Origin of the sequence: Amycolatopsis sp. NBC_01286, from assembly GCF_035982555.1 — a bacterium.
Taxonomy (GTDB): Bacteria; Actinomycetota; Actinomycetes; order Mycobacteriales; family Pseudonocardiaceae; genus Amycolatopsis.
In genome coordinates, this window is sequence record NZ_CP108428.1 from 364015 (window position 1) to 387343 (window position 23329).

Consider the following 23329-nt stretch of genomic DNA (forward strand, 5'->3'; position numbering starts at 1 on the left):
GGGGTCGTGAGTGCGTAACAGTGTTAGAACACTGTTACGCACTCACGACCCGTACTCGCTGAGGGGCGGGCAGGAGCAGACCAGGTTGCGGTCACCGCGGGCGCCGTCGATGCGACGGACCGGCGGCCAGTACTTGTTCTTGCGCGACACGCCCGCCGGGAACACGGCCAGCTCGCGGTCGTAGGCCTTGTCCCACTCGCCGACCAGCGTCTCGGCGGTGTGCGGCGCACCGCGCAGCGGCGACGACTCCGCCGTCCAGGTGCCCTTGGCGACCTCGTCGATCTCGCCGCGGATGGCGATCATCGCGGCGATGAACCGGTCGATCTCGCCCAGGTCCTCGGACTCGGTCGGCTCGACCATCAGCGTCCCGGCGACCGGGAACGACATGGTCGGCGCGTGGAAGCCGTAGTCGATGAGCCGCTTCGCGACGTCGTCGACCGTCACGCCGGTCTCCTTGGTGATCTGGCGCAGGTCGAGGATGCACTCGTGCGCGACCAGGCCGTCCTGGCCCGTGTAGAGCACCGGGTAGTGCGGGGCCAGGCGAGACGCGACGTAGTTCGCGGCCAGCACGGCGACCTTCGTCGCGGCGGTCAGGCCGGGCGCGCCCATCATCCGGACGTAGGCCCAGGAGATCGGCAGGATCGACGCCGAGCCGTAGGGCGCGCCGCTGATCGGGCCGACGCCGGTCGCCGGGCCGGCCGCCTCCAGCAGCGGGTGGTTGGGCAGGAACGGCGCGAGGTGCGCGCGCACCGCGACCGGGCCGACGCCGGGGCCGCCACCGCCGTGCGGGATGCAGAAGGTCTTGTGCAGGTTCAGGTGCGAGACGTCGCCGCCGAACTCGCCCGGCTTGGCCAGGCCCAGCAGGGCGTTGAGGTTCGCGCCGTCGACGTACACCTGGCCGCCGCCGTCGTGCACGATCTTGGCCAGCTCGTCGATCGAGTGCTCGTACACGCCGTGCGTCGACGGGTAGGTGACCATGATCGCGGCGAGCGTGTCCCGGTGCGTGTCCACTTTGGACCGCAGGTCGGCCAGGTCGACGTTGCCCTCGTCGGTGCACTTGACGACGACCACGCGCATCCCGGCGAGCACCGCGGACGCGGCGTTGGTGCCGTGCGCGGACGACGGGATCAGGCAGACGTCGCGGGCGTCGTCGCCGTTCGAGCGGTGGTAGGCGCGGATCGCGAGGAGCCCGGCGAGCTCGCCCTGGCTGCCCGCGTTCGGCTGCAGCGACACCTTGTCGTAGCCGGTGACCTCGGCCAGCCACTCGGCCAGCTGCGCGACGAGGACGTGGTAGCCCTCGGCGTCCTCGGCCGGGGCGAACGGGTGGATGCCGGCGAACTCGCGCCAGCTGATCGGCTCCATCTCGGTGGTGGCGTTGAGCTTCATCGTGCAGGAGCCGAGCGGGATCATGCCGCGGTCGAGCGCGTAGTCCTGGTCGGACAGCCGGCGCAGGTAGCGCAGCATCGCCGTCTCGGAGCGGTGGCTGCCGAAGACCTCGTGGCCCATGAAGCCGCTCTCGCGGGCCAGGCCGTTCGGCAGCGCGACGCCGTCCCGCGCGTCCTCTTCGACGCCGAAGGCCTTGAGGACCTTGGCGGTGATCGCGGGGGTGCTGACCTCGTCGAAGGCGACGCGGACGTGGTCGGCGTCGACGTGGCCGAGGTTGACGCCGGCCGCGCGGGCGGCGACGTGGACGTCGGCGGCCTGGCCCGGGACGTGCGCGACGACGGTGTCGAAGAAGGACTCGTGCACGACCTCGACGCCGGTCTTGCGCAGCGCGTCGGCGAAGCCCGCGGCCAGGCCGTGGACGCGCTGGGCGATCCGCTTGAGGCCGTCCGGGCCGTGGTAGACCGCGTACATCGCGGCGAGCACGGCCGGCAGGACCTGCGCGGTGCAGATGTTGGACGTCGCCTTCTCGCGGCGGATGTGCTGCTCACGCGTCTGCAGCGCGAGGCGGTAGGCCGGGTTGCCGTCGGCGTCGACCGAGACGCCGACCAGGCGCCCGGGCAGCGAGCGCTCGAGCCCGGCGCGCACGGACATGAACCCGGCGTGCGGGCCGCCGTAGCCGAGCGGGACGCCGAAGCGCTGCGTCGACCCGGCGGCGACGTCGGCGCCGAACTCGCCGGGCGAGGTGATGAGCGTCAGCGAGAGGAGGTCGGCGGCGACGGTGAACAGCGCGCCCGCGGCCTTCGCCGACTCGGAGATCGCGTGGTAGAAACCGCGGCCGCGCAGCACGCCGGACGCGCCGGGGTACTGGACGACGACGCCGAAGAAGTCCTCGGGCAGCCCGGTCAGCAGGTCGCGGACCTCGACCTCGATGCCCAGCGCCTCGACGCGGGTCCGCACGACGGCGATGGTCTGCGGCAGGCACTCGGCGTCGAGCACGACCTTGTTGGACTTCGACTTGGACGCGCGGCGCATCAGCGTGACGGCCTCGGCGACGGCGGTCGACTCGTCCAGCAGGGACGCGTTCGCGGTGGCCAGCCCGGTCAGGTCGGCGACCATCGTCTGGAAGTTGAGCAGCGCTTCGAGGCGGCCCTGCGAGATCTCCGGCTGGTACGGCGTGTAGGCGGTGTACCAGGCCGGGTTCTCGAGGACGTTGCGCCGGATCACGCCGGGGGTGACGGTGTCGGAGTAGCCGAGCCCGATCATCTGCGTCATCGGCCGGTTACGCGCGGCGAGCGCGCGCAGCTCCGCGGTGGCGTCCTCTTCGGACGCGGCGGGCGGCAGGACCAGGTCGCGAGTGACGCGGATCGCACTCGGCACGGCCGCTTCGAGCAGCGCGTCGAGGGATCCGTAGCCGCACTCGGCGAGCATCTTGGCGCGTTCGGCCTCGGAGGGGCCGATGTGACGGGCGTCGAACTGCGTAGAGGTGATCGGGAGCTCCTCGGGCCGGGCACCGGACACAACGGTGCGCTGGGAACTCCCCCTCTGTCATGGCACCTGAGAGTTTCACCGTGTCAGACACGGCTTTCACCTTGGGTGAGGCGCGGGTGCGCCTGCTTTCCAGAGTGGCCTCGCACGAAGCGGTAGCAGGTACCTGAGAGATTCCGGGGAGTTTGCTCCTTCGGTGCCCCACTGACTTCGTGAGGGCTCTCCCGCCTCGGCTCGACGGCCCGATCTGCAGTTATGGCGGCTACCGTACCTGCCGGGTTCAACCCCCGTCTACTTCACCCGGCCAACACCACACCGGCCCTCGAGCCCGCCTCGACCGACGGCCCACAGTGTGACGTGACCCACTCGGCGGTGGTGTGGCTTACAGCTCGTCCAACTGCCAGGCAATAGCGCTCGGCCGCTCACCGCCGGTGCGGAGGAACTCGTGGGCGGCCTTCCGGATGTCGGCCACCGGCAGCTCGGCATCGGCTGGGAACTCCGTGTCCGATCCCATGTAGTAGTAGATCGTTTCCGCGCCGGGCTCCGCGGCGCCGCGGGAGAAGAAGGCGTCCGCGCCCGGGTCGCCGGCTCCTGAGCAGTAGAGAACACCTCGGCCTCGGGCGCCGTCGATCCCGACGTTCAGCAGAGCACGGCCGGGGTCACCCTCGATGGTCAGCTCGGCCAGGTCAGGCCTGCGAGTGGCAGCGAGAGCGTCCAGGACGGCATCCAGCTCAGCCGGGGACTTCACCGACGTCGGCTCGGCCGACTTGGCGTCGTACCACGCCTCTAGCTCCACCACGGGCGGGCTCCTCCCTCGAAACGCTTGACGTAGGGGGTGCCGTCGGGCTCGACCCCGTGAACCGTGAGTGTGGACCCATCGGGCAGCAGGATGGGCACCAGGGTGTCGCAGCTGAGGATGCCCTTGCAGGGCACATTGTTGATCACGATCGCGGCATGGGTGACACCGTTTTCGGCCATCCGTGCGGCGAGTTTCATTTCGATGTCCGACGTACGCAGCGGCTTCCGGGGAATGCCCTTGGCTTGAAGTTGCCTCAGGGCCAGAGCGGCGTCGTCGTCCCGGCCGCTGACTGTCTCGTTCACCCGGCCGTCGGGGCCGATCCAGCGGCCGTGAGTCTTGCGCCCGCGATCGTCCGGCCCGATGGGCGCCGGGAGCTGCTGCCGCAACTTCTCGACCTGCTCATTCGTGATCTGGCCGGAGGACGTCACAGACGTCGCCGGATCCGGCCGCGCTTTCGTTGAGGCGGGCGAAGCGGTAATGACACCAGGCACCGAGATACCGCCGCTGACATGGGATGCGTAGGCATCGAGGAAGCTCAGTTGTGCCAGCAGACGTCCGACGATCTCGTCGGCAGACGAGATCATGCCGCTGTACACACCAGGCAGATCGCCGATGGCCGAACCGGACGTGACCTGGGCCAGCTCGGTTCTCGCCTCCTCCACCCTCTCGGCCACCTGCCGCAACGCATCGACCGCCACCCGGACCGCGTCCGCCGCCATCGTGACGGCGGCGACGTACTCGTCGTGGGCGCTCGGCATGGAGCTCATGGTTCAGGAGCCATGAGTCTCGGGAGGCGCAGTTCAGCCGTTCGGTGCGTGCGACTCGACCAGGCGCATGAGGTTTCCCGGCGCACGTCAGCGGCCGGCGACCCGGCGGGCGACCGCGCTAGCCAGCGCCGGTGGGCGGCGGACCCGGCCCGAGGGCAGCACCAGCCGTTTCAACGGCCCGCCCAGCGGGACCGGCGGGAGGCCCGCGCCCAGCAGGACGTGCTCCACCACCTGCTCCGCGAGCCACGCCACCGAGTCGTTGAGCCGGTCCAGGGACGGCCGGTCGCCGTCGAAGACGTCCGTGTCGTCGAGGACCACCTCGAAGTACTCGCCCGGCAGCCGGACGACCACCGCGTCGACGGCCGTCTCGATCGCGCGGGCACCTTCCGCCGGGTCGGTGAACCCCGCCTCGAGCAGCGGCTCGCGGTAGATCCGGGCGGCGCGGGCGCGCATCCGCGGGCCGTAGCGGACCACGACCGGGAGCCGGCCGGTCAGGTCCGGCACCTCGAGGCCGTGCAGCAGCATGATCGGCGGCACCGCGTGCACCAGCCGCGGCGCCGGCTCGGCCAGCTCGCGCGCGGTGATCCGGAGCCGGCCGGCCATCGCGTCCGGGAGGCCGAAGTAGCGGAAGTCGACGTTGCCGAACCCGAGGCCGTCCGCGACCAGCGACGCGAGCAGCTCGCCGTAACCCCAGATCGGCGACAGCACCACGACCGGCGGCGCGGTCACGAACGGCGGCGACGGCGACGGCGGCCGGGACGCCTCCTGCTCGGGCACCTGGATCACCAGCCGCGGCGGGTCGTCCCAGTCGTGCGGCTCGGCGACCCGCCAGTACAGCCCGAGCGGCTGCCAGAGCCCGCCGAGGATCTCGCGTTCGATGATCCGGCGCGCTTCGGCGTCGGGGTGCGGGAAGTCGCGGGGCGGCACGATCCCGACGTAGTGGTGGTAGGTGACGCGGATCTCGTCGCCGCGGGTGGCCGATCGGATCCGCATCTCCCAGTCGATCGGCGACGCGGCGATCGCGTTCGCCACCTGCGTGCCGGGCGAGGAGTAGACGAGCGCGGTGGCCTGCCGCAGGAAGTCCCCGGCCCGCTCGATGCCTTCCCGCAGCGACTTCGCGGCCTGCGCGACGTGCACCGGCGTGGCCAGCGACTCGGGCAGCACGCCGGCGACGCGGAGCAGCTCGGCCTCGCCGAGCCCGGTGACCTCGGCGAGCTGCGCCCAGTGGTCGAAGACGGTCACCTTCGGCGCGTGCCGGTGCTCGACCCAGCTGCGCAGGGTGGACGTCGGCACGCCGATCCGCCGCGCGGCCTCGTCGAAGGAGAGCCCCCGGGCCCGGATCCCGGCCCGGACCGCTTCCGCCCACTCGTCGGCGCGCCAGTGCGTCACCTCACAAAGCTAACGAAACCCGCTAGCTTTGCGCAGGGACAAAACGCCCGCACCGCGTCGACGCTGGTGAGCATGACCACCACCGTCCTCGCCCTGACCCTGATCGTCGGCGTGCTCACCTTCGCCGCCGGGGCGTTCCTCGCCGCCGAAACCGCGGTCCGCGTGCTTCGCCGCCGGGAAGCGCGAGTCGCCGCCGAGCGGAAGTCGCTCAACGCCGCGTGGAAGTACCTGCGGGAGGTGTACGGCCTCAAGAAGGCGTGGTTCCCCGGCGAGAAACCCGCCGGGAACCGCAAGCGCCGTTAGATCGGGGTGACGTACGCGCCGGAGATGCCGCCGTCCACCAGGAACTGCGACGCCGTGATGAAGCTGGCGTCGTCGCTGGCCAGGAACGCGACGGCCGCCGCGATCTCGTCGGGCTCGGCGAACCGGCCGACCGGGACGTGGACCAGGCGCCGCGCCGCGCGTTCCGGGTCCTTCGCGAACAGCTCCTTGAGCAGCGGCGTGTTCACCGGCCCCGGGCACAGCGCGTTGACGCGGATGTTCTCCCGCGCGAACTGCACGCCGAGCTCGCGGCTCATGGCGAGCACGCCGCCCTTCGACGCGGTGTAGGAGATCTGCGACGTCGCCGCGCCCATCACCGCCACGAACGACGCCGTGTTGACGATCGAGCCCTTGCCCTGACGCTGCATGTAGGGCAGGACCGCCTTGCAGCACAGGTAGACCGACGTCAGGTTGACGCGCTGGACCCGTTCCCAGGCCTCGATCCCGGTGGTCAGGATCGAGTCGTCCTCGGGCGGCGAGATGCCGGCGTTGTTGAACGCGACGTCGATCGAGCCGAACTGCTCGGCCGTGGTCCGGTAGAGGGCTTCCACCTGCTCGGCGTCGGTGACGTCGGCCTGCACGAACAGGCCGTCGACCTTGTCGGCGGCGGCTTTGCCGGATTCCGGCGTCAGGTCGGCGATGACAACCTTCGCGCCTTCGCTCGCCAGACGGCGGGCCGAGGCGAGGCCGATGCCGCTCGCGCCGCCCGTGATCACCGCGACGCGGCCTTCGAAACGCTGGACCATTACTCCTCCGTGCTGATGAAAACGTTCTTGGTCTCGGTGAACGCCGTCGGGGCGTCGGGGCCCAGCTCGCGGCCGAGGCCGGACTGCTTGAAGCCGCCGAAGGGCGTCCAGTAGCGCACCGACGAGTGCGAGTTGACCGACAGGTTGCCGGCCTCGACGGCGCGCGCCACGCGGAACGCGCGGCCGGTGTCGCGGGTCCAGATCGAGCCGGACAGGCCGTACTCGGTGGTGTTGGCCTGCCGCACCGCGTCCGCTTCGTCGGTGAACGGCACGACGGCCACGACCGGGCCGAAGACCTCGTCGGCCGCGGCCGGGTGCCGCAGGTCCGGCGGGGTCAGGACGGTCGGCGGGAACCAGAAGCCAGGGCCGGCCGGCGCGGTGCCGCGGAACGCGACGGGCGCGTCGTCCGGCACGTACGAGGCGACCTTCTCCCGGTGCGCCGCGGAGATCAGCGGCCCCATCTCGGTCTTCTCCTCGGCGGGATCGCCGACGACGACGCCGTGGACGGCGGGTTCCAGCAGCTCCATGAACCGGTCGTAGACGCTGGCCTGCACCAGGATCAGGGACCGGGCGCAGCAGTCCTGGCCGGCGTTGTCGAAGACACCGTAGGGCGCGGTCGCCGCGGCTTTCTCCAGGTCGGCGTCGGCGAAGACGACGTTCGCGTTCTTGCCGCCCAGCTCCAGCGTCACGCGCTTCACCCGCGCCGCGCAGCCGGCCATGATCTGCTTGCCGACCTCGGTGGAGCCGGTGAAGACCACCTTGCGCACCGCCGGGTGGTCGACGAACCGTTGTCCGACAACGGATCCCTTGCCGGGCAGCACCTGGAAGACGTCTTCGGGGATGCCGGCCTCGCGCGCCAGCTCGCCGAGCCGGATCGCGGTGAGCGGGGTCAGTTCGGCGGGCTTGAGCACGACGGTGTTGCCGGCGGCGAGCGCGGGCGCGAACCCCCAGCCGGCGATCGGCATCGGGAAGTTCCACGGCACGATCACGCCGACGACGCCGAGTGGCTCGTGGAAGGTGACGTTGACCCCGCCCGGCACCGGGATCTGCTGCCCGATCAGGCGTTCCGGCGCGGCGGAGTAGTAGTTGAGCACGTCGCGGACGTTGCCCGCCTCCCAGCGCGCGTTGCCGATGGTGTGCCCGGAGTTCTCGACCTCCAGCCGCGCGAGGTGCTCGATGTCGGCCTCGACGGCGTCGGCGAAGCGGCGCAGCAGCCGCGCGCGGTCACCGGGGGCGACGTCGCGCCAGGCCGGGAACGCCGCCTGAGCACCGGCGATCGCCGCGTCGGTCTCGTCGGCGCTGGTCAGCGCGACCGACCGCACCACCTGCTCGGTGGCGGGGTTGATCACCTCGAAGCTGGTCATGCCCTCTCCTTGCTCGCCGCGACCAGGGCCTGGAACAGCCGGACGTCGTCGGTGTGCTGCTCGGGGTGCCACTGGACGCCGAGCAGGAAGTCCTCACCCGGCGCTTCGGCGGCTTCGATGGTGCCGTCGGCGGACCAGCCGACCGGGTCGAGGCCGTCGCCGAGCCGGTCGATCGCCTGGTGGTGGTAGCACAGCGTCTTGGTCTCCGGCCCCAGGATCCGCGCGGCGCGGCTGCCGTCGGCCAGGGTGACGACGCCCTGGCCGAACGTCGCCGGCGCGGGCTGGTGCTCGGTGGACTCGCGGGCCTCGGGCAGGTGCTGGACCAGGGTGCCGCCGAGGGCGACGCTGATCACCTGCAGGCCACGGCACACGCCGAGCACGGGCTTCCGTTGGCGACGCGCCGCGTCGAACAGGCCGAACTCGAACGCGTCGCGCTGCGGGCGGACGTAGGTCTTGGGGTGCTGCGTCTGGCCGTAGCGCTCCGGCTCGACGTCGGCGCCGCCGGTCAGCACCAGGCCGTCCACTGTGGACATCAGCCGATCGTACGCGTCACTCATCGGTGGCAGCAGCACCGGGATGCCGCCCGCCGCGACGACGCACTCGACGTAGACGCGGTGCAGCAGCGCGACTTCCGTCTCCCACACGAGGAACTTCGCGGGCTCGAGGTAGGTGGTCAGCCCGATGACCGGCCGGCCGTCAGAGGCGCTCGAAGCCACGAACCCGCTCCCAGTCGGTGACGGCGGCGTTGTACGCGTCCACCTCGATCTTCGCCGCGTTCAGGTAGTGCTCGACGACGTCCTCGCCGAAGGCCGCGCGGGCCAGCTCGCTGCCCGCGAGCGCGGCGGCGGCTTCGGGCAGGGTGGTCGGCACCGTGTCGCGGCCGGAGTTGTAGGCGTTGCCGGTGAAGGGTTCTTCCAGCTCCAGCTCATTCTCGATGCCGTGCAATCCGGCCGCGATCAGCGCGGCGACGGCGAGGTACGGGTTGACGTCCCCGCCCGGCACGCGGTTCTCGACGCGCAGCGACTCGCCGTGCCCGACGACGCGCAGCGCGCAGGTGCGGTTGTCGGTGCCCCAGGCGATGGCCGTCGGCGCGAAGCTGCCGGGCACGAACCGCTTGTAGGAGTTGATGTTCGGCGCGAGGAAGTAGGTCAGCTCGTGCAGCGCGGCCAGCTGGCCGGCGAGGAAGTGCTCCATCAGCTTCGAGAAGCCGTGCTCACGGTCCCCGGCGAGCACCGCGCCGCCTTCGGTGGCGCGCAGGCTGATGTGGATGTGGCAGGAGTTGCCTTCACGCTCGTTGTACTTCGCCATGAAGGTGAGGCTCTTGCCCTCCTGCGCGGCGATCTCCTTGGCGCCGTTCTTGTAGACGCTGTGGTTGTCGCAGGTGGCGAGCGCGTCGGTGAAGCGGAAGGCGATCTCCTGCTGCCCGGGGTTGCACTCGCCCTTGGCGGACTCGGGGTAGAGCCCGGCGCCGGCCATGTCGTTGCGGATGCGGCGCAGCAGCGGCTCAAGGCGCGCGGTGCCGAGCATCGAGTAGTCGACGTTGTACTGGTTGGCCGGCTTGAGACCGTGGTAGCGCTTGTCCCAGGCGGCTTCGTAGGTGTCGTCGAAGACGATGAACTCGAGCTCGGTCCCGACGAAGGCGCCGAGCCCACGCTCGGCGAGCCGCTCGAGCTGGCGGCGCAGGATCTGCCGCGGCGACACCGACACGGGCCCGCCCTGCACGCGCTCGACGTCGGCCAGCACCAGCGCGGTGCCCTCCTGCCACGGCACCAGCCGCAGGGTTTCGAAGTCGGGCCGCAGCACGAAGTCGCCGTACCCGCTGTCCCACGACGAGAGCGCGTAGCCGTCGACGGTGTTCATGTCGACGTCCACGGCGAGCAGGTAGTTGCAGGCCTCGGTGGCGTGCCCGACGACCTCGTCGAGGAAGTACTCCGCCGCGCAGCGCTTGCCCTGGAGCCTGCCCTGCATGTCCGTGATCGCGACGAGCACGGTGTCGATCGTGCCCGCCTCGACGAGCTCCCGGAGTTCGTCGAGGGTGAGCATGCCTCGCCTGCGTGCCATCAGCTACCCCAAAGGTTTGATGCGAATCCTTTGCCGGTCCTTCCTACCCTGGTGGCGCGCGACGGGTCAACCCTCGAAAAGGTATTTTCTTGGCCCATTACAGTGACGTTCTCGCGGCGTGGTGGAATGTCCGGGATGCCCGGCTGAGAAGAGTCTGTGAATCCCGTCCGACCGGGAGGAATCCGGGGTACTCCCACGTTGTACGGGGCAAGAGAGGTGAGATCGATGACCACAGCATTCACGCAGAGCACGATCGGGCAACAGCAGCAGGCCCGGCCTCAGCTGCCGACCCTGCCCACGGGCTGGCCGATCGGTTCGTACGAGTCCTACGAGCAGGCACAGCGCGCGGTCGACCACCTCGCGGGCACGGACTTCCCGGTCACCGACGTCACGATCGTGGGTGTCGAGCCGCTGCTCGTCGAGCGCATCGCGGGCAAGATGTCGTGGAGCAAGGTCCTGGGCAGCGCGGCGATGTCGGGCGCGATGTTCGGCCTGTTCCTCGGCCTGGTGCTGAGCCTGCTCAACCCGGGAGCCGGCCTGGTCCCGATCGCGATCGGCCTGATCGCCGGCCTGGGGTTCAACCTGCTGTTCGGCGCCCTGGGCTACGCGACGAACCGCAACAAGCGCGGGTTCATCTCGCAGAGCCAGCTGGTCGCCCGCAGGTACGACGTCCTGTCCCAGCCACGCAACGCGGAGAAGGGACGTGCGCTGCTGGCCGACCTGGCCGCCCGAAGCGCATTCGGCCACTGACGGGTTTCCTCTCGAAGGCCACTTCCCCACTCGGGAGGTGGCCTTCGGCGTATCCCCGATCGGGGTGGCCTCCGGCGTTCCTCGGCAGGTGGCCTTCGGCGCGTCCCCCTGGGTTGCTTCCGCTCGGAACTGTCGGTGCCCGCCGGTAACGTGGGAATTCAGGGGGTGCTCGATCAGCTCACCCGTCCCCCACCTGCGCGCCGGCACCGACTGGTGCCGCGTTCGACCGTTCGACGGCCGCCGAGCGCGGCGGAGGGATCGCGCCAACGGTGGATTCCCGCTCCCAGCGGCGCGGCCTTCAGCTCCACGGCCCGCGGGTCATACGCGCTCGCCTAGCGACTCCGGCCCAGGCGGCGGACTCGCGCCAACGGCGGATTCCGGCCCCAGCGGCGCGCCCATCAGCTCCGCGGCCGCGGGTCGTGCGGCACTCGCCCAGCGACTCCGACCCCAGGCGGCGGACTCGCGCCAACGGCGACTTCCGACCCCAAGCGGCGGCATGCGCGCCACTGGCGCGGCCATCAGCTCCACGCCCCGCGGGTCGTGCGCACTCGCCCAGCGACTTCCAGTCCCAGGCGGCGGTCTCGCACCAACGGTCACTTCCGGACCCCAGCGGCGGCACGCGCGCCAGCGATGCGCCCATCAGCTCCGCGGTCCGCGGGTCGTGCACGCTCGCCTAGCGACTTCCGGTCCAGGCCGCGGGCTCACGCCAACAGCGACTTCCGGACGCAAACGTCACCGATTCACCGGAGCCAGACCGCGACCACCAGGAACCGTCGGTGCCCGCCGGTAGCGTGGGAAACGGGGGCTGCTCAGGTGCCCGACGAGACCGTCGGGGTGCCAGGGGCGTCCTCCGGGTCCGGCAGGTCCGCCGGGCGGCCCGAGCGCAGCAGGTCACCCCAGCGGGAACGGTCGTGGTGCGCCGCCGGGGTCGTCGTCAGGAACTCGCGCAGGATCTCCAGGAACCGCTTCGGGTCGGAGCGGTGCGGGAAGTGCCCGGCGCCCTCGAACAGCACCAGCTTGCTGCCCGGCATCGCCTGGTGGGCACGCAGCGCGTGGCCGCTCGGCACGACGACGTCGTCCGTGCCCCACACCAGCAGCGTCGGGATTCCCTCGGTCAGGTAGCACCGGTCGAGCATGTTGACGACCTGGCCGCGCCAGTCGACGACCGAGCGGAGCGTCCGCAGGAACGCCGTGCGGCTGCTCGGCTGGAGCAGGCGGACGTAGCGCGTCAGCACGTAGTCGAGGTCCGGGCCGAGCCCGAGTCCCTCGGAGATCCGCAGCAGCTCGGCGAACCCGCGCATCGCGGCCAGCGCCGGTTTGGTGCCCAGCAACGGCATCACCAGGCCCGCGCCGGGCGCGGCCGCCAGGCGCAGCAGCGGGTGGACGCTCGCGCCGACCCCGCCCGAGCCCACCAGAACAAGGCGTTCGCAGCGCTCCGGGAACTGGTACGCGAACTGCATCGCGACACCGCCGCCGAGCGAGTGCCCGACCACCGTCACGCGGTCGATGTCCAAAGTGGTCAGCAGGTCCCGCATGCCGCACGCGTAGGCGGCGACCGAGTAGTCCGCGCGCGGCTTGGCCGACGCGCCGTGGCCGAGCAGGTCCGGCGCGATCACCGTGTAGTCGCCGGACAGCGACGCCAGCAGGTCCAGCCAGGTCGACGAGTCGTCGCCGATGCCGTGCAGGAACAGCAGGGCCGGCCCGCGCCCGGCCATCCGGTAGGCGCGCTCGTACCCGTGGACCACCCGTATCCGTGGGGCGAAGGTGTCCGCCCCGATCCCCGTGAGTGCCGGCACCCACCCAGATCACCACGCCGGCGTTCGCGGCACGTTTCGGGCAGGTTCGGATCGGGTGAACGCCAGGAGCGGCCCCGACCTCCGCTCCTGGCGTCCGTTCCCCCCTACCTCGTCGGCGTCGTCGTGGGTGCCGCCGTGGGCGCCGACGTCGACGAAGGAGCACTGGATGAAGGCGGCGTCGTAGGCGACGCCGTGGGTGGCGTCGTCACCTTCGGGATCGCCGCGCTGAACGGCACGTTCGGGTCTTCGCGGCAGGCTGAGCGGTAACCGTTGTAACCGTCGAAGTTGCCCTGGTCGTCGGTGACGCCCTGCTGGATCCGCGGCCGCGGGAACCGGTTGTCCGACCCGATCTTCTCCTTGGTGCCGGACGAGCGTTCACAGGCGTAGCGGGTCAGCGTGATCGGCCGGCCCTCCTCGTCGTAGAGGTAGACCTCGGTCAGCGGTTTGCCCTCGGCGTCGAAGGCGTAGACGTTGCCGATCGACTGACCGCCGTAGGACAGCTGGTCGTTGCCGTACGGGTCGGACGACGACGGGTAGTACGACGACGCGCTCTGGTAGACGTTGCGGTTCGAGATGAGGTCGACCGCGGCACCGAACCCGCCCAGTGACCCGCCGATGACGAACGCCGACACCGGCACGGCCACCCACAGCAGCCGCCGGTCGGCCCGCACCCGCGGCCCGGCCCACACGATCGCGACGCCCGCGAGGAGCAGGAACGGCAGGAGCAGCACCGCGTCCCGGTCGCGCAGCATGAGCAGCACCCCGAAGGCGAGCAGCGCGAGGGCGCACAGCACCCACCACGCCGGCTTGAGCGAACCGAGGTAGCCCAGGAACTTCCCGCCGTCCTCCTGCTCGCGCACCTTCGTCAGCGAGCCGCGCAGCCAGGCGAGCTCCGGCAGTGCCAGCACCGGTTCGACGCCGCCACGCAGCAGCAGTACCAGGCTGATCAGGAACACCGGGGCCACCACCAGCAGGCCGGCGAGGACGTCGGGATTGACGCTGACGGCGGCGCCGAAGGCCAGCAGGGCGAGCGCCACCGCGCAGAGGATGAGCCCCCACAACGCGATCCGCGGCTTCACCCGGCTCGGTGACGCCGGCGCCGCGGTCAGCACGGTCGTCGCCCCCTCCGCGGCCGGCGGATAACCGCCGGACGCCCGCAGCTCGGCGGCGTAACTCTCGGGCGTGCCGAGCCGTTCGATGAGAGCCTCGACGCGCGCGCCCTCCCCCAGCTCGGCTTCCAGTTCCGTCAGGTGCGGGCGGACGTCTTCGAGGATTTCTTCGATCTCGCTCGCGGGCAGGTCGGCGAGCGCGGTCCGGACCCGCGCCAGATACACCCGCACGGCGGTCGGCTTGTCGCTCATGCTGCCTCTCCCAAAAGCACGTTCATCGTCGAAGCGAAGCTGTGCCAGGTCTTGCCCGACTCCGCCAGGCGGAGCCGGCCCGGCTCGTTCAGGCTGTAGTACTTGCGGTGCGGCCCCTCTTCACTGGGCACCACGTACGAGGTGAGCAGGCCGGCCTTGTAGAGCCTGCGCAACGTCCCGTACACCGACGCGTCCCCCACCTCTTCGAGGCCCGACGCCCTGAGTCTTCGCAGGACGTCGTACCCGTAACCGTCTTCCTCGCGGAGCACCGCGAGGACAGCGAGGTCGAGCACACCCTTGAGCAGCTGACTGATCTCCACTGCACCCTCCAGTCGTACGCTTAGGAAGGTACCACGCATTGCGCAGTAGTGTGCACGGCGGAGGGGCGCCGCGAGGTCAACCGGGGTCGACCGGCCGCTCGAAGAAGGACTCCAGCACGACGATCGTCTGCGTCCCGGTGACGCCGTCGATCGTGAACAGCCGCTGCAGCGCCGCCTGCAGCTCCTCGGTCGACGCCGTCCGCACCTTCACCAGCAGCGACGCCGGACCCGCGACGACGTGCGCCTCGATGACCTCGGGCAGCGCCTCGAGGGCGGCCTTCACCGAGCTGTCCCCCATCCAGGCGTTGGCTTCGACGAGGACGAACGCCGCGACTCCCCGGCCGACCGTGGCCGGGTCGACCTCCACGGTGGTCCGCCGGATCACGCCCTGTTCGCGCAGCTTGCGCACGCGCTCGTGGGCCGCGCCGGCCGAGAGCCCGACCGCGCGCCCGAGCGCGGTGTACACCTGAGCCGCGTCCCGCTGGAGTTCCGCCAGCAATTTCCGATCCACGTCATCCACCTCTTGACCATACCAGGTTCGGTGTACCATGATCGAGGCAGGATGACATTCGGACCCGGGAGGTGAGAGATGGATCTGGTCAAGGCGGATTTCCAGGTGCTCGACGAGCGGTTCACCCGCGTCAACGGCGACGAGTGGATGCAGCGCCTGCACACCGGCTGCCGCTGGACCGAGGGACCGGCGTACTTCCCGGCCGGGCGTTACCTGGTGTTCAGCGACATCCCGAACGACCGCACGCTGCGCTGGGACGAGACGACGGGCCAGGTCGGCGTGTTCCGGCAGCCGTCGGGCTACGCGAACGGGCACACGGTCGACCGGCAAGGCAGGCTGATCAGCTGCGAGCAAGGTCCCCGGCGGGTGACGCGCACCGAGCACGACGGGTCGGTCACCGTGCTCGCGTCACACTTTCAGGGGAAGAAACTGAACAGCCCCAACGACGTCGTCGAGCACTCCGACGGCTCGATCTGGTTCACCGACCCGAGTTACGGCATCGACAGCGATTACGAGGGCTACCGCGCGGAGAGCGAGATCGGCGCGTGCCACGTGTACCGCGTAGACCCGGCGGACGGCGAGGTGCGCATCGTCGCCGACGACTTCTCCCGGCCGAACGGGCTGGCGTTCTCGGCCGACGAGTCGCTGCTGTACATCGCCGACACGCGCCAGGAACCCAGCCACATCAGGGTGTTCGACGTCCGCGCCGACGGCACGCTGACCGGCGGCGAGATCTTCGGAACCTGCGACAGCGGCGGCTTCGACGGCGTACGAGTCGACAGCGAGGGCAACGTCTGGGCGGCGGCGCACGACGGCCTGCACTGCTTCGCCCCGGACGGCACCCGCATCGGCAAGCTCCGGATGCCGGAGGTCTGCTCGAACTTCACGTTCGGCGGCGAGAGGAGGAACGAACTGTTCATTACCGCGTCGAGCTCGCTGTATACGCTGCGGGTAACTGTGAACGGCGCTCGCTACCCGTAAGTCCCGGCGACTGTCCTGGCTCGGCGACGGCAGGCGCGGCCGGAGCAGGGCACGTGAACGCTGCGGTTCGGAGTTCGGTTCGGCAGCACCCCACAACCAGGGCCGAAGCCGACACCCGCGGGCGGGCGGGCGCGCAGCAGCCCGAACCTCGTTCGGCGGCACCCGTAGCTGAGACCGAGTCGACACCGCACGTGGTGGGGTCAGTTGAGCGAGGCTGACCGAACCTGGTTCAGCGGAGGCCGACGTGGCTGGCGCCGACAGGAGGCGAGCCGGCTGAGCGGCGCGAGCCGGACCGGGTTCGGCGGGAGCTGGCGTGGCTGGAGCCGACGAGCGGCAGGTCAGCTGAGTGCTGCGGCTCGGACCGGGTTCGGCCGGACCGGCGCACGGAGCTGGCTGGCGACAGGCAGCGGGACAGCTAAGCACCGCGGCCCGAACCTCGTTCGGCTGGAACCGGCGACTACAGCTGGTGAGCGACGGGCAGCGGGCCAGCCGAGTACCGCAGCCCGAAGTGGGTTCGGTTGGAACCCGCAACTCGAGCCGGTTGGTGACACGAGGCGAAGTCAGCTGAGTGTTGCTGTCCGGACCTCGTTCAGCAGGGCGTTGCGGCGCCAGGCTCGGCTCACCCGGACGAGCCAGGCTGCTTCAGCTTGGACGTCTGCGTCCACGTCGGCGATGTGCTTTGGCTCCTCGTCGGCCGGGGCGAACTTGTGGCCTTTGCGCTCTGCCTCGATCGCCGCTGCCAGGGTGACCGCTTCCACCGTTGCCGCCAGGTCGGCTTCGGGGACTCCTGCGCGGCGGGCTTCCTCCTCCGCGCGGGCCGGGAGCTGTGGGTCGAAGTGGGCGCGTAGGGCCAGGTGGCCGTCGCGGATTTCGATGACCCTGCGGTACAGCGCGAACTCGGGGCCGCTCGTCAGCTCGTGGCCCGGGTTGAGCGCGATGCCCGGGACGGCCGCGTGCAACGCCGTCCACAGTGGCTCGATGCGGCGGTACGCCCGGTACGCGCGCACCCGGCCGAGCACCGATGACACCGCCGGTGACCACGCGCTCAGCGTCGCGCCGGCGGTGAGGAAGCTGACGGTCGTCGCCGCGAGGACCGAGGACAGCACGTCCTCGCGGGCGCCGATCCTCGCGGTCCGGAGCAGCTGGCGGACGTCGTCGACGTCCCAGAACGTCCAGGCGAACGCGGCGCCCACCCCGCCCACCAGCAGCCAGAGCCCGGCGCGCAGCGGGCCCGGCTCCGCGTGCCACGCGCTGCGGACGAACACCGTGATCAGCAGGCCGAGGCTGATCAGGCCGTAGGCCAGGAACACGCCCTGGTTGGCGAGCGCGAACGGCAGACCGGCTTTGGAAACGACCATGTCGTCGCCGTCGCGTTCCGGCCCGGACAGCGCGTAACACACCGCGAGCAGCACCATCGCCGCGCCGGTGAACAGCGCGTGCGGGGCGAGCCGGGCACCTTCGCCGCGCCACACCGACTGGCTGAAGGCGACCGCGAAGCCGATCGCGGCGAACTTCAGCTCGTCACCCACCAGTGGCGCGACCCAGTCGAACACCGGGCCCTGGCCGACGAGGGCCTCCATCGCCGGGGTCAGCACGACGATCCCGGCGGCGATGCAGATGCCGAACCCGGCGAGGAACCACATGGTGCGCACCGGCTGGCTGCGGCGCGCCTCGACGAGCTTGTACCCGAACCCGGCGAATCCCACCAGGCACAGGTGATAGGCCAGCGTCTCGATCACGGCGTACGGCGGGGGCCGAACAGCGAATCGAAGCGTCGGACGCCGTCCGGGACGTCGGCCGCTGGTTCGCGCGGTTCTTCGGGCCGCACGACGCGCTGGGCGAGCAACGTCGCGACCAGTTCCGCCTCGCGCTCCTCGACCTCGGTGTAGGTGGTGCGGCCCAGGACCCGCCGGACCAGCTCGGGCGAGAGGTTCGGCATCAGCTGCCGGCCCGCGGCGGCGTCGATGGCCGCGCCGTCGGCGCCGGCGCCCGAACCCGTGTGCCCGCACAGCAGGTGCCCGACCTCGTGCAGGAGGATGTGCCGCCGGTGCAGGGCGGTCGTGTTGGTCGGGTAGAGGATGTAGTCGGCGCGTTCGGTGCTCATCAGCAGCCCGCACGGCGCGCCTTCGGGGGCGCTGACCGGCATCAGCTCGATCGGGCGCCCGCGCACGGCGGCCAGGCCGGCGACGAACGCCTCGGCATCGAACGGTTCCGGAAGGCTGACGGCGTCGGCGACCTCACGGGCCCGCCGCCACAACGCGCGGCCCGGTCGCCGCGCGGAGAGCCGCGATGGTCGTTCCGCCACGTCAGCCCTCCTCGCATCACGCCGCCACGGCCGGATTCGTCGCGGCAGGCGATGGCGCGAGCCCGCTCCGGGATCCGGTTTTCGTCCGCACCGCCATGCCGACCCCGCGAACCTACCGCGACAACGGGCGCCTCGGGGCCACCACGTCAGTTCTCACCTCACCGCGAGGCCCGAAGTGTGCCCGCGCGGCTCGGAGCGATGACGCATTGGCACTCCCCGCGACGCCTTGAGTGGTCCGCCGCCGAGACGACGCCGCGCCAGATCACCGACACGACGCCCGGAGTGTGCGTGCGGCCCCCGAGCCATGACGCAGTGACACTCCCTCGCGACGCCTCGAGTGATCCGCGGCCGAGCTGACACCGCGCCAGCTCCCCGATACAAGGCCCGACGCGTACCCACACAGCCCCGAACGACAACGCATCGGCACTCCCTCACGACGCCTCGAGCGGTCAGCGGCCGAGCTGACACCGCATCAGCTCCCGACACAACACCCGAAGTGTGCGCGCGGCCACGAGCGATGACGTGTCGGCTCTCCCTCACGACGCCTTAAGTGGTCCGCGGCCGAGCTGACCCCGCATCCGCTCCCGACTCAACCCGCCGACGGGTGCCTACGCAGCCTCGAACGAAGACGCAGTGCCTCTCCTCCGCGATGCCTCGAGTGGGTCCGCGGCCGAGTTGGCGCCGCGTCAGATCACCTACACAACGCCCGATCTATACCCACGCGGCCCCGAGGGGTGACGTAGTGGTTCTCCTGGGCCGCCCAGGTAGCGATGCCGTCGCGAAGCCTGGAGGTCGCTGTTCAAGGCAGCGACGCATCACCACACCCGAAGTGCGCCCGGCGGCTTGTTCCCAAGGCGAAGCTTGGGGTGCTTTCGTCGCGACGTCGAAGTGTGGTCGCGCAGTGGGTCAGTTGTCCTTCTTCGGGGCGCGGCTTGCTTCTCGGCGGGCTATTGCGTCGATCATGTCGCTGATCGTGTCCAGGCCGTCCGCTGACAACGTCACCGCTCTCAGGGCCAAGTCGCGGACGCCCGCGTCGCGTAGGGCGCCCAGTAGGGCCAGCTCGTCGGCTATCTTGCGACTCTGCTCGTCGTCGAAGAAGTAGGCCGGGGGGACTCCGAAGAACTGGGCCAGGGCTTCCAGGTGGCGCTTGGTCGGGTTGGTGCGCCGGCCGGTGCGCAGCTGCCACAGGTAGGTCGTCGAGAAGCTCTCGCCCGTGGCCTCGCGGCAGGCCGTCGCGACCTCCTCGTTGCTGTACGGCTCGCGATCAGACCTGCGGACCACGTGGAACAGCTGGTCGACCTTGTCGGCCAGCGTCGACTTGCCGGGCTCCTTGACCACGTTGCACTCCCTCAGCTACCAGGCGTATTCATCCTAGCTGAAAGGCGAACACCTTTTATCAACGCGAGTTCGCCCTCGGCCGGGGCTGGCACCTCGGGCACGAGAACGACGACCGGTTCATGAACGGCTCCCGCCGGATCGGCGAGCCGCAGCGGTGGCACGGCAGGCCCTCCTGGCCGTACGCGTCGAGCGAACGGTCGAAGTAACCCGACTGCCCGTTGACGTTGACGTACAGCGCGTCGAACGAGGTGCCGCCCTGGCCTAGGGCCGCGTTCATCACGTCCGACGCCGCGGACAGCAGCTCGCGGCACTTCGCGACGGTGAGCTTCTCCGTCGGCCGCGCCCAGTGCAGCTTCGCGCGCCACAGCGCTTCGTCTGCGTAGATGTTGCCGATGCCCGAAACCAGGGTCTGGTCTAACAAGGCGCGCTTGATCTCGGTGCGGCGGGAACGCAACGCCTTGACCGCCGTGTCGAGGTCGAACGCCGGGTCCATCGGGTCGCGCGCGATGTGCGCGATCGTGCCGGGCAGCAGCACGCGCTCGCCGATGTCGGTCAGGTCGTCGAGCACCAGGCCGCCGAACGTGCGCTGGTCGACGAACCGCAGCTCCGGCCCGCCGTCGTCGAAGCGCAGCCGGACGCGCAGGTGCTTCTCGTCCGGCGCGTCTTCGGGCTGGACGAGCATCTGCCCGCTCATCCCGAGGTGGGCGACGACGGCTTCCTTGTCGGACAGCTCCAGCCACAGGTACTTGCCCCGCCGCCGCGCGGCTTCGACGCGGACACCCTTGAGCCGCTGGGTGAAGTCGTCCGCACCCGGCACGTGCCGGCGGATCGCCCGCGGGTGCAGGACCTCGGCCTCGCGCACCGTCCGGCCGGCGACGTGCGCTTGCAGGCCCACGCGGACGACTTCGACCTCGGGAAGTTCGGGCATGACGTCATTGTGCCCGGGGGGTACGACACTTTTCGCAGGGGCAGTCGCAGGGGCAGTGCGGGGGCGGTGCCGAGGCAAAAGAAATCCGCCTGTCTCCCGGAGGATTCGTGGCGGCCGGCCACGAACGCCTCTGGGCTACAGGCGGATCAGGGGAACGCGAGCTTCAGGCGTCCCCGGTGTCCTTCTTCTCGGCCTCGAGCTCGGCCGACAGCGAGCGCCAAGCCGTCTCGGCGGCCTTCTGCTCGGCTTCCTTCTTCGTCGAACCCGAACCCGTGCCGAGGGGACGGCCGCCGATGAGGACGGTGGCCGTGAACTCCTTGCGGTGGTCCGGGCCCGTGTCCTCGACGCGGTACTCGGGCACACCGAGACCGGCCGACGCCGTCAGCTCCTGCAGGCTGGTCTTCCAGTCGAGACCGGCACCGCGCAGCGGAGCTTCGGCGAGCAGCCCGTCGAAGAGGTGGTGCACGAGCTTGCGGGCGATCTCGATGCCGTGCGCGAGGTAGACGGCACCGATCACCGCCTCCAAGCCATCGGCGAGGATGCTCGCCTTGTCCCGGCCGCCGGTGAGCTCTTCGCCCTTGCCCAGCAACAGGTGCGCCCCGAGCCCGCCCTCGCCCAGCCCGCGCGCGACCCGGGCCAGCGCGTGCATGTTGACGACGCTGGCACGGAGCTTCGCGAGCTGACCTTCGGGCAGGTCGGGGTGTGTGTTGTACAGGTGATCGGTGACGACCAGGCCGAGCACGGCGTCACCGAGGAACTCCAGCCGCTCGTTCGGCGGCAGGCCCCCGTTTTCGTACGCGTACGAACGGTGGGTCAGCGACAGAACGAGTAGCTCGGGGCCGAGTGTGACTCCGAGCGCTTCGAGCAACGCCGCCGAATCGGCTGGTGGTCCCCCGGGCGTCTTGCCCCCCATATCGGCTACCCGATCAGGCGGGCTCGACGACCTGGCGGCCGTTGTGCTGGCCGCACGACGGGCACGCGATGTGCTGGAGCTTCGGCTGCTTGCAGGCGCGGTTGGAGCAGGGCACCAGCTGAACCGGAGCCGCCTTCCACTGGCTGCGGCGGGCGCGCGTGTTGGATCGCGACATCTTCCGCTTCGGGACGGCCACGAGTAGATCTCCTTAAGACGGTCTGCTCGCGGTGCGAGCGAACTTTCCTCACCGACGAGCTGGACGCTCGTCAGGCTTGCTCTTGCTCAGCGGGGTCCTGCGCAGGCTTTTCGCCCGCATTCTCGTCGAAGCGCTCGACCAGTGCGGCCCACCGAGGGTCTATCTTCTCATGCCCGTGTCCGGGCTCGAGATCGGCCCACTTGACGCCGCAGCCGATGCAGAGCCCGGCGCAGTCTTCGGTGCACAGCGGCGCCAAGGGCAGCGCCAGGACGACGGCGTCGCGGACGGTCGGCTCGAGGTCGATGCGGTCGTCGACCAGCCGCGGGATCTCGTCCTCGTCGGTGGTCTCCTCGGTGACCGACCCCGGGTAGGCGAACAGCTCCTGGACCTCGACCTCGACCTCCTCGACGACCGGGTCGAGGCAGCGCGCGCAGTTGCCCTTCGCGGTCGCCGTCGCGGTGCCGCTGACGAGCACACCTTCGACGACGGACTCGAGCAGCAGGTCGAGCCGGAGCTCGGAGCCGGCGTCGATGGTGATGACATCGGGGACGCCCAGGGGCGTCTCCACCGGCACGCTGCGCTGGAGAGCGCGGCTGAGACCGGCGTGACGGCCGAGCTCACGGGTGTCGATCACCCACGGGCTGCGGCCATCGAGCTGGGGGGTCTTGTTCTCGGACATCCAGTCCAGAGTACGCACGGGGTGCCGGCCCGTTCGAGCTGGCACCCACGCACGTCGGAAAGCGGCCGAGAGGCTCGTCACACCTGATAGTCGTAGAGCGTCGGGCGGCCGCCGCTGTTGGGCAGGTTCGCCGGGGAACGCAGGTGGTTGCGGCCCGAGTCGACGGTGCGCAGCGTCGTCGCCAGCAGCTCCGAGAACTCCGCCAGCTTGCCGTCGACGTACGCGTCGCAGTCGCCGCGCTGGCGGTCCGCTTCCGCGTGCGCCTCGTCGACGATGCGGGCCGACTCGGCGTGCGCCGCCTGGACGACCTCCGTCTGCGCGACCAGCCGGGACTGCTCGAGGCGGCCGTCTTCGATGGCGCGGTCGTAGGCGTCGCGGCCGGCCTGGATCATCCGCTCCGACTCGCCGCGGGAGCGGTCGGTGAGGTTCTGGTACTCGGCCTGGCCCGCCGCGACCGTGCGGTCGGCCTGGTCGTGCGCGTCGGCGAGCATCTGCTCCGCGCGGGCCCGGGCGTCGGCCAGGATGCGCTCGGCCTCGTCGGTGGCCTCGGCGATCGCGCGCTCGGCCTCGGAGTTCGCCCCCGCGACCGTCTCGCCTGCCTCCTTGCGGGCGGCGTGGATCAGGTCGTCACGCTTGTCCAGCACGTCCTGGGCGTCGTCGACCTCCGCCGGCAGTGCGTCGCGGACGTCGTCCAGGAGTTCGAGGACGTCGCCGCGGGGCACCACGCAGCTGGACGTCATCGGGACGCCGCGCGCCTCCTCGACGATGGTGACGAGCTCGTCGAGCGCCTCGAAAACCCGGTACACGGCAACTCCAATCCCCTGTCGCTGGGACCAGTCTGCCCTCATCCGGCGCCGAAGCGGTGAAGGCGCACGGCGCCGGGCGTGTCCGCGTTCCACGACCGGGTGAACGTCGGATCGGTGATCACCTTGA

The 23329-nt window shown here is 70.7% G+C and carries 23 protein-coding genes and 1 riboswitch; of the genes, 3 read left to right on the forward strand and 20 right to left on the reverse strand.

All coding sequences use genetic code 11. The features are described 5' to 3' along the window. Window positions 1-42 precede the first annotated feature (42 nt). From gcvP to OG570_RS01700, 4 genes are all read right to left on the reverse strand, one after another. Entirely contained in the window at window positions 43-2874 is a 2832-nt protein-coding gene (gene gcvP / locus OG570_RS01685; RefSeq protein WP_326959835.1) for an aminomethyl-transferring glycine dehydrogenase, read from the reverse strand. 140 nt (window positions 2875-3014) lie between these two features. Continuing rightward, window positions 3015-3108, reverse strand: a riboswitch (glycine riboswitch). 145 nt (window positions 3109-3253) lie between these two features. Beyond that, on the reverse strand, window positions 3254-3670 hold the full coding sequence (locus OG570_RS01690) for an Imm1 family immunity protein (RefSeq protein ID WP_326955325.1): 417 nt from the start codon (window positions 3668-3670) through the stop codon (window positions 3254-3256). Continuing rightward, window positions 3658-4428 carry a DddA-like double-stranded DNA deaminase toxin gene (locus tag OG570_RS01695; protein ID WP_326955326.1) on the reverse strand — a complete coding sequence of 257 codons (771 nt, stop codon included), beginning with the start codon at window positions 4426-4428 and terminating at the stop codon, window positions 3658-3660. Before OG570_RS01695 ends, OG570_RS01690 begins: the two co-directional genes overlap by 13 nt. Before the next feature lie 96 nt (window positions 4429-4524). Further along, window positions 4525-5826 carry a helix-turn-helix domain-containing protein gene (locus OG570_RS01700; RefSeq protein WP_326955327.1) on the reverse strand — a complete coding sequence of 434 codons (1302 nt, stop codon included), beginning with the start codon at window positions 5824-5826 and terminating at the stop codon, window positions 4525-4527. 72 nt (window positions 5827-5898) lie between these two features. On the opposite strand from OG570_RS01700, the gene OG570_RS01705 reads away from it, so the two are divergent. Next, entirely contained in the window at window positions 5899-6129 is a 231-nt protein-coding gene (locus OG570_RS01705) for a hypothetical protein (protein ID WP_326947042.1), read from the forward strand. Here the strand turns inward: OG570_RS01705 and OG570_RS01710 are convergent. From OG570_RS01710 to OG570_RS01725, 4 genes are read right to left on the reverse strand one after another with little or no spacing between them, the layout of a single operon-like run. Next, the gene (locus tag OG570_RS01710; RefSeq protein WP_326955328.1) at window positions 6126-6893 is read right to left on the reverse strand and encodes a 3-oxoacyl-ACP reductase; all 768 of its coding nucleotides are present in this window, start codon (window positions 6891-6893) and stop codon (window positions 6126-6128) included. The two genes, OG570_RS01705 and OG570_RS01710, sit on opposite strands and share 4 nt — an antisense overlap. Next, on the reverse strand, window positions 6893-8257 hold the full coding sequence (locus tag OG570_RS01715) for an aldehyde dehydrogenase family protein (protein ID WP_326955329.1): 1365 nt from the start codon (window positions 8255-8257) through the stop codon (window positions 6893-6895). Before OG570_RS01715 ends, OG570_RS01710 begins: the two co-directional genes overlap by 1 nt. Continuing rightward, window positions 8254-8973, reverse strand: a complete 720-nt coding sequence (locus OG570_RS01720; protein WP_326955330.1) for a gamma-glutamyl-gamma-aminobutyrate hydrolase family protein — start codon at window positions 8971-8973, stop codon at window positions 8254-8256. Before OG570_RS01720 ends, OG570_RS01715 begins: the two co-directional genes overlap by 4 nt. Next, a complete protein-coding gene (locus tag OG570_RS01725; RefSeq protein ID WP_247062172.1) occupies window positions 8954-10318 on the reverse strand; it encodes a glutamine synthetase family protein in 1365 nt (454 codons plus the stop codon). The genes OG570_RS01720 and OG570_RS01725 overlap by 20 nt, the downstream gene beginning before the upstream one ends. 225 nt (window positions 10319-10543) lie before the next feature. On the opposite strand from OG570_RS01725, the gene OG570_RS01730 reads away from it, so the two are divergent. Then, window positions 10544-11068, forward strand: a complete 525-nt coding sequence (locus OG570_RS01730) for a general stress protein (RefSeq protein ID WP_326947039.1) — start codon at window positions 10544-10546, stop codon at window positions 11066-11068. 809 nt (window positions 11069-11877) lie between these two features. Here the strand turns inward: OG570_RS01730 and OG570_RS01735 are convergent. The 4 genes from OG570_RS01735 to OG570_RS01750 form a co-directional block, all read right to left on the reverse strand. Then, on the reverse strand, window positions 11878-12813 hold the full coding sequence (locus OG570_RS01735) for an alpha/beta fold hydrolase (RefSeq protein WP_326955331.1): 936 nt from the start codon (window positions 12811-12813) through the stop codon (window positions 11878-11880). A 155-nt stretch (window positions 12814-12968) separates the two neighbouring features. Further along, window positions 12969-14225: a DUF1700 domain-containing protein gene (locus OG570_RS01740; RefSeq protein WP_326955332.1), complete on the reverse strand. Its 1257-nt coding sequence runs from the start codon at window positions 14223-14225 to the stop codon at window positions 12969-12971. Next, window positions 14222-14545: a PadR family transcriptional regulator gene (locus OG570_RS01745; RefSeq protein ID WP_323331770.1), complete on the reverse strand. Its 324-nt coding sequence runs from the start codon at window positions 14543-14545 to the stop codon at window positions 14222-14224. Before OG570_RS01745 ends, OG570_RS01740 begins: the two co-directional genes overlap by 4 nt. Window positions 14546-14621: 76 nt before the next feature. Next, on the reverse strand, window positions 14622-15056 hold the full coding sequence (locus OG570_RS01750; RefSeq protein ID WP_326947037.1) for an Lrp/AsnC family transcriptional regulator: 435 nt from the start codon (window positions 15054-15056) through the stop codon (window positions 14622-14624). Window positions 15057-15134: 78 nt separating this feature from the next. On the opposite strand from OG570_RS01750, the gene OG570_RS01755 reads away from it, so the two are divergent. Next, entirely contained in the window at window positions 15135-16037 is a 903-nt protein-coding gene (locus OG570_RS01755; RefSeq protein ID WP_326955333.1) for an SMP-30/gluconolactonase/LRE family protein, read from the forward strand. A gap of 560 nt (window positions 16038-16597) precedes the next feature. Here the strand turns inward: OG570_RS01755 and OG570_RS01760 are convergent. The 8 genes from OG570_RS01760 to OG570_RS01795 form a co-directional block, all read right to left on the reverse strand. Further along, window positions 16598-17776, reverse strand: coding sequence for an MAB_1171c family putative transporter (locus OG570_RS01760; RefSeq protein ID WP_326955334.1), 1179 nt, complete (start codon window positions 17774-17776; stop codon window positions 16598-16600). Continuing rightward, window positions 17773-18294: a hypothetical protein gene (locus OG570_RS01765; RefSeq protein WP_326951809.1), complete on the reverse strand. Its 522-nt coding sequence runs from the start codon at window positions 18292-18294 to the stop codon at window positions 17773-17775. Before OG570_RS01765 ends, OG570_RS01760 begins: the two co-directional genes overlap by 4 nt. Window positions 18295-19248: 954 nt before the next feature. Continuing rightward, window positions 19249-19680, reverse strand: coding sequence for a helix-turn-helix domain-containing protein (locus tag OG570_RS01770; protein WP_326955335.1), 432 nt, complete (start codon window positions 19678-19680; stop codon window positions 19249-19251). A gap of 58 nt (window positions 19681-19738) precedes the next feature. Then, a complete protein-coding gene (gene mutM, locus OG570_RS01775) occupies window positions 19739-20608 on the reverse strand; it encodes a bifunctional DNA-formamidopyrimidine glycosylase/DNA-(apurinic or apyrimidinic site) lyase (protein WP_326955337.1) in 870 nt (289 codons plus the stop codon). Window positions 20609-20771: 163 nt separating this feature from the next. Beyond that, window positions 20772-21521 (reverse strand): ribonuclease III, encoded by a 750-nt coding sequence (gene rnc / locus OG570_RS01780; protein ID WP_247062160.1) that lies wholly within the window; start codon window positions 21519-21521, stop codon window positions 20772-20774. Between the two features lie 13 nt (window positions 21522-21534). Then, window positions 21535-21717 (reverse strand): 50S ribosomal protein L32, encoded by a 183-nt coding sequence (gene rpmF, locus OG570_RS01785; RefSeq protein WP_247062158.1) that lies wholly within the window; start codon window positions 21715-21717, stop codon window positions 21535-21537. Window positions 21718-21787: 70 nt separating this feature from the next. Continuing rightward, entirely contained in the window at window positions 21788-22396 is a 609-nt protein-coding gene (locus OG570_RS01790) for a YceD family protein (protein ID WP_326947033.1), read from the reverse strand. 77 nt (window positions 22397-22473) lie between these two features. After that, entirely contained in the window at window positions 22474-23202 is a 729-nt protein-coding gene (locus OG570_RS01795) for a DivIVA domain-containing protein (protein ID WP_247062153.1), read from the reverse strand. Between the last annotated feature and the right edge of the window lie 127 nt (window positions 23203-23329).

Coding starts and splice junctions, on each gene's coding strand:
- OG570_RS01695 (WP_326955326.1), bottom strand. CDS start 4,428: ATGCCGAGCGCCCACGACGAGTACGTCGCCGCCGTCACGATGGCGGCG.
- OG570_RS01705 (WP_326947042.1), top strand. CDS start 5,899: ATGACCACCACCGTCCTCGCCCTGACCCTGATCGTCGGCGTGCTCACC.
- OG570_RS01710 (WP_326955328.1), bottom strand. CDS start 6,893: ATGGTCCAGCGTTTCGAAGGCCGCGTCGCGGTGATCACGGGCGGCGCG.
- OG570_RS01715 (WP_326955329.1), bottom strand. CDS start 8,257: ATGACCAGCTTCGAGGTGATCAACCCCGCCACCGAGCAGGTGGTGCGG.
- OG570_RS01725 (WP_247062172.1), bottom strand. CDS start 10,318: ATGGCACGCAGGCGAGGCATGCTCACCCTCGACGAACTCCGGGAGCTC.
- OG570_RS01730 (WP_326947039.1), top strand. CDS start 10,544: ATGACCACAGCATTCACGCAGAGCACGATCGGGCAACAGCAGCAGGCC.
- OG570_RS01740 (WP_326955332.1), bottom strand. CDS start 14,225: ATGAGCGACAAGCCGACCGCCGTGCGGGTGTATCTGGCGCGGGTCCGG.
- OG570_RS01755 (WP_326955333.1), top strand. CDS start 15,135: ATGGATCTGGTCAAGGCGGATTTCCAGGTGCTCGACGAGCGGTTCACC.
- mutM (WP_326955337.1), bottom strand. CDS start 20,608: ATGCCCGAACTTCCCGAGGTCGAAGTCGTCCGCGTGGGCCTGCAAGCG.
- rnc (WP_247062160.1), bottom strand. CDS start 21,521: ATGGGGGGCAAGACGCCCGGGGGACCACCAGCCGATTCGGCGGCGTTG.
- OG570_RS01790 (WP_326947033.1), bottom strand. CDS start 22,396: ATGTCCGAGAACAAGACCCCCCAGCTCGATGGCCGCAGCCCGTGGGTG.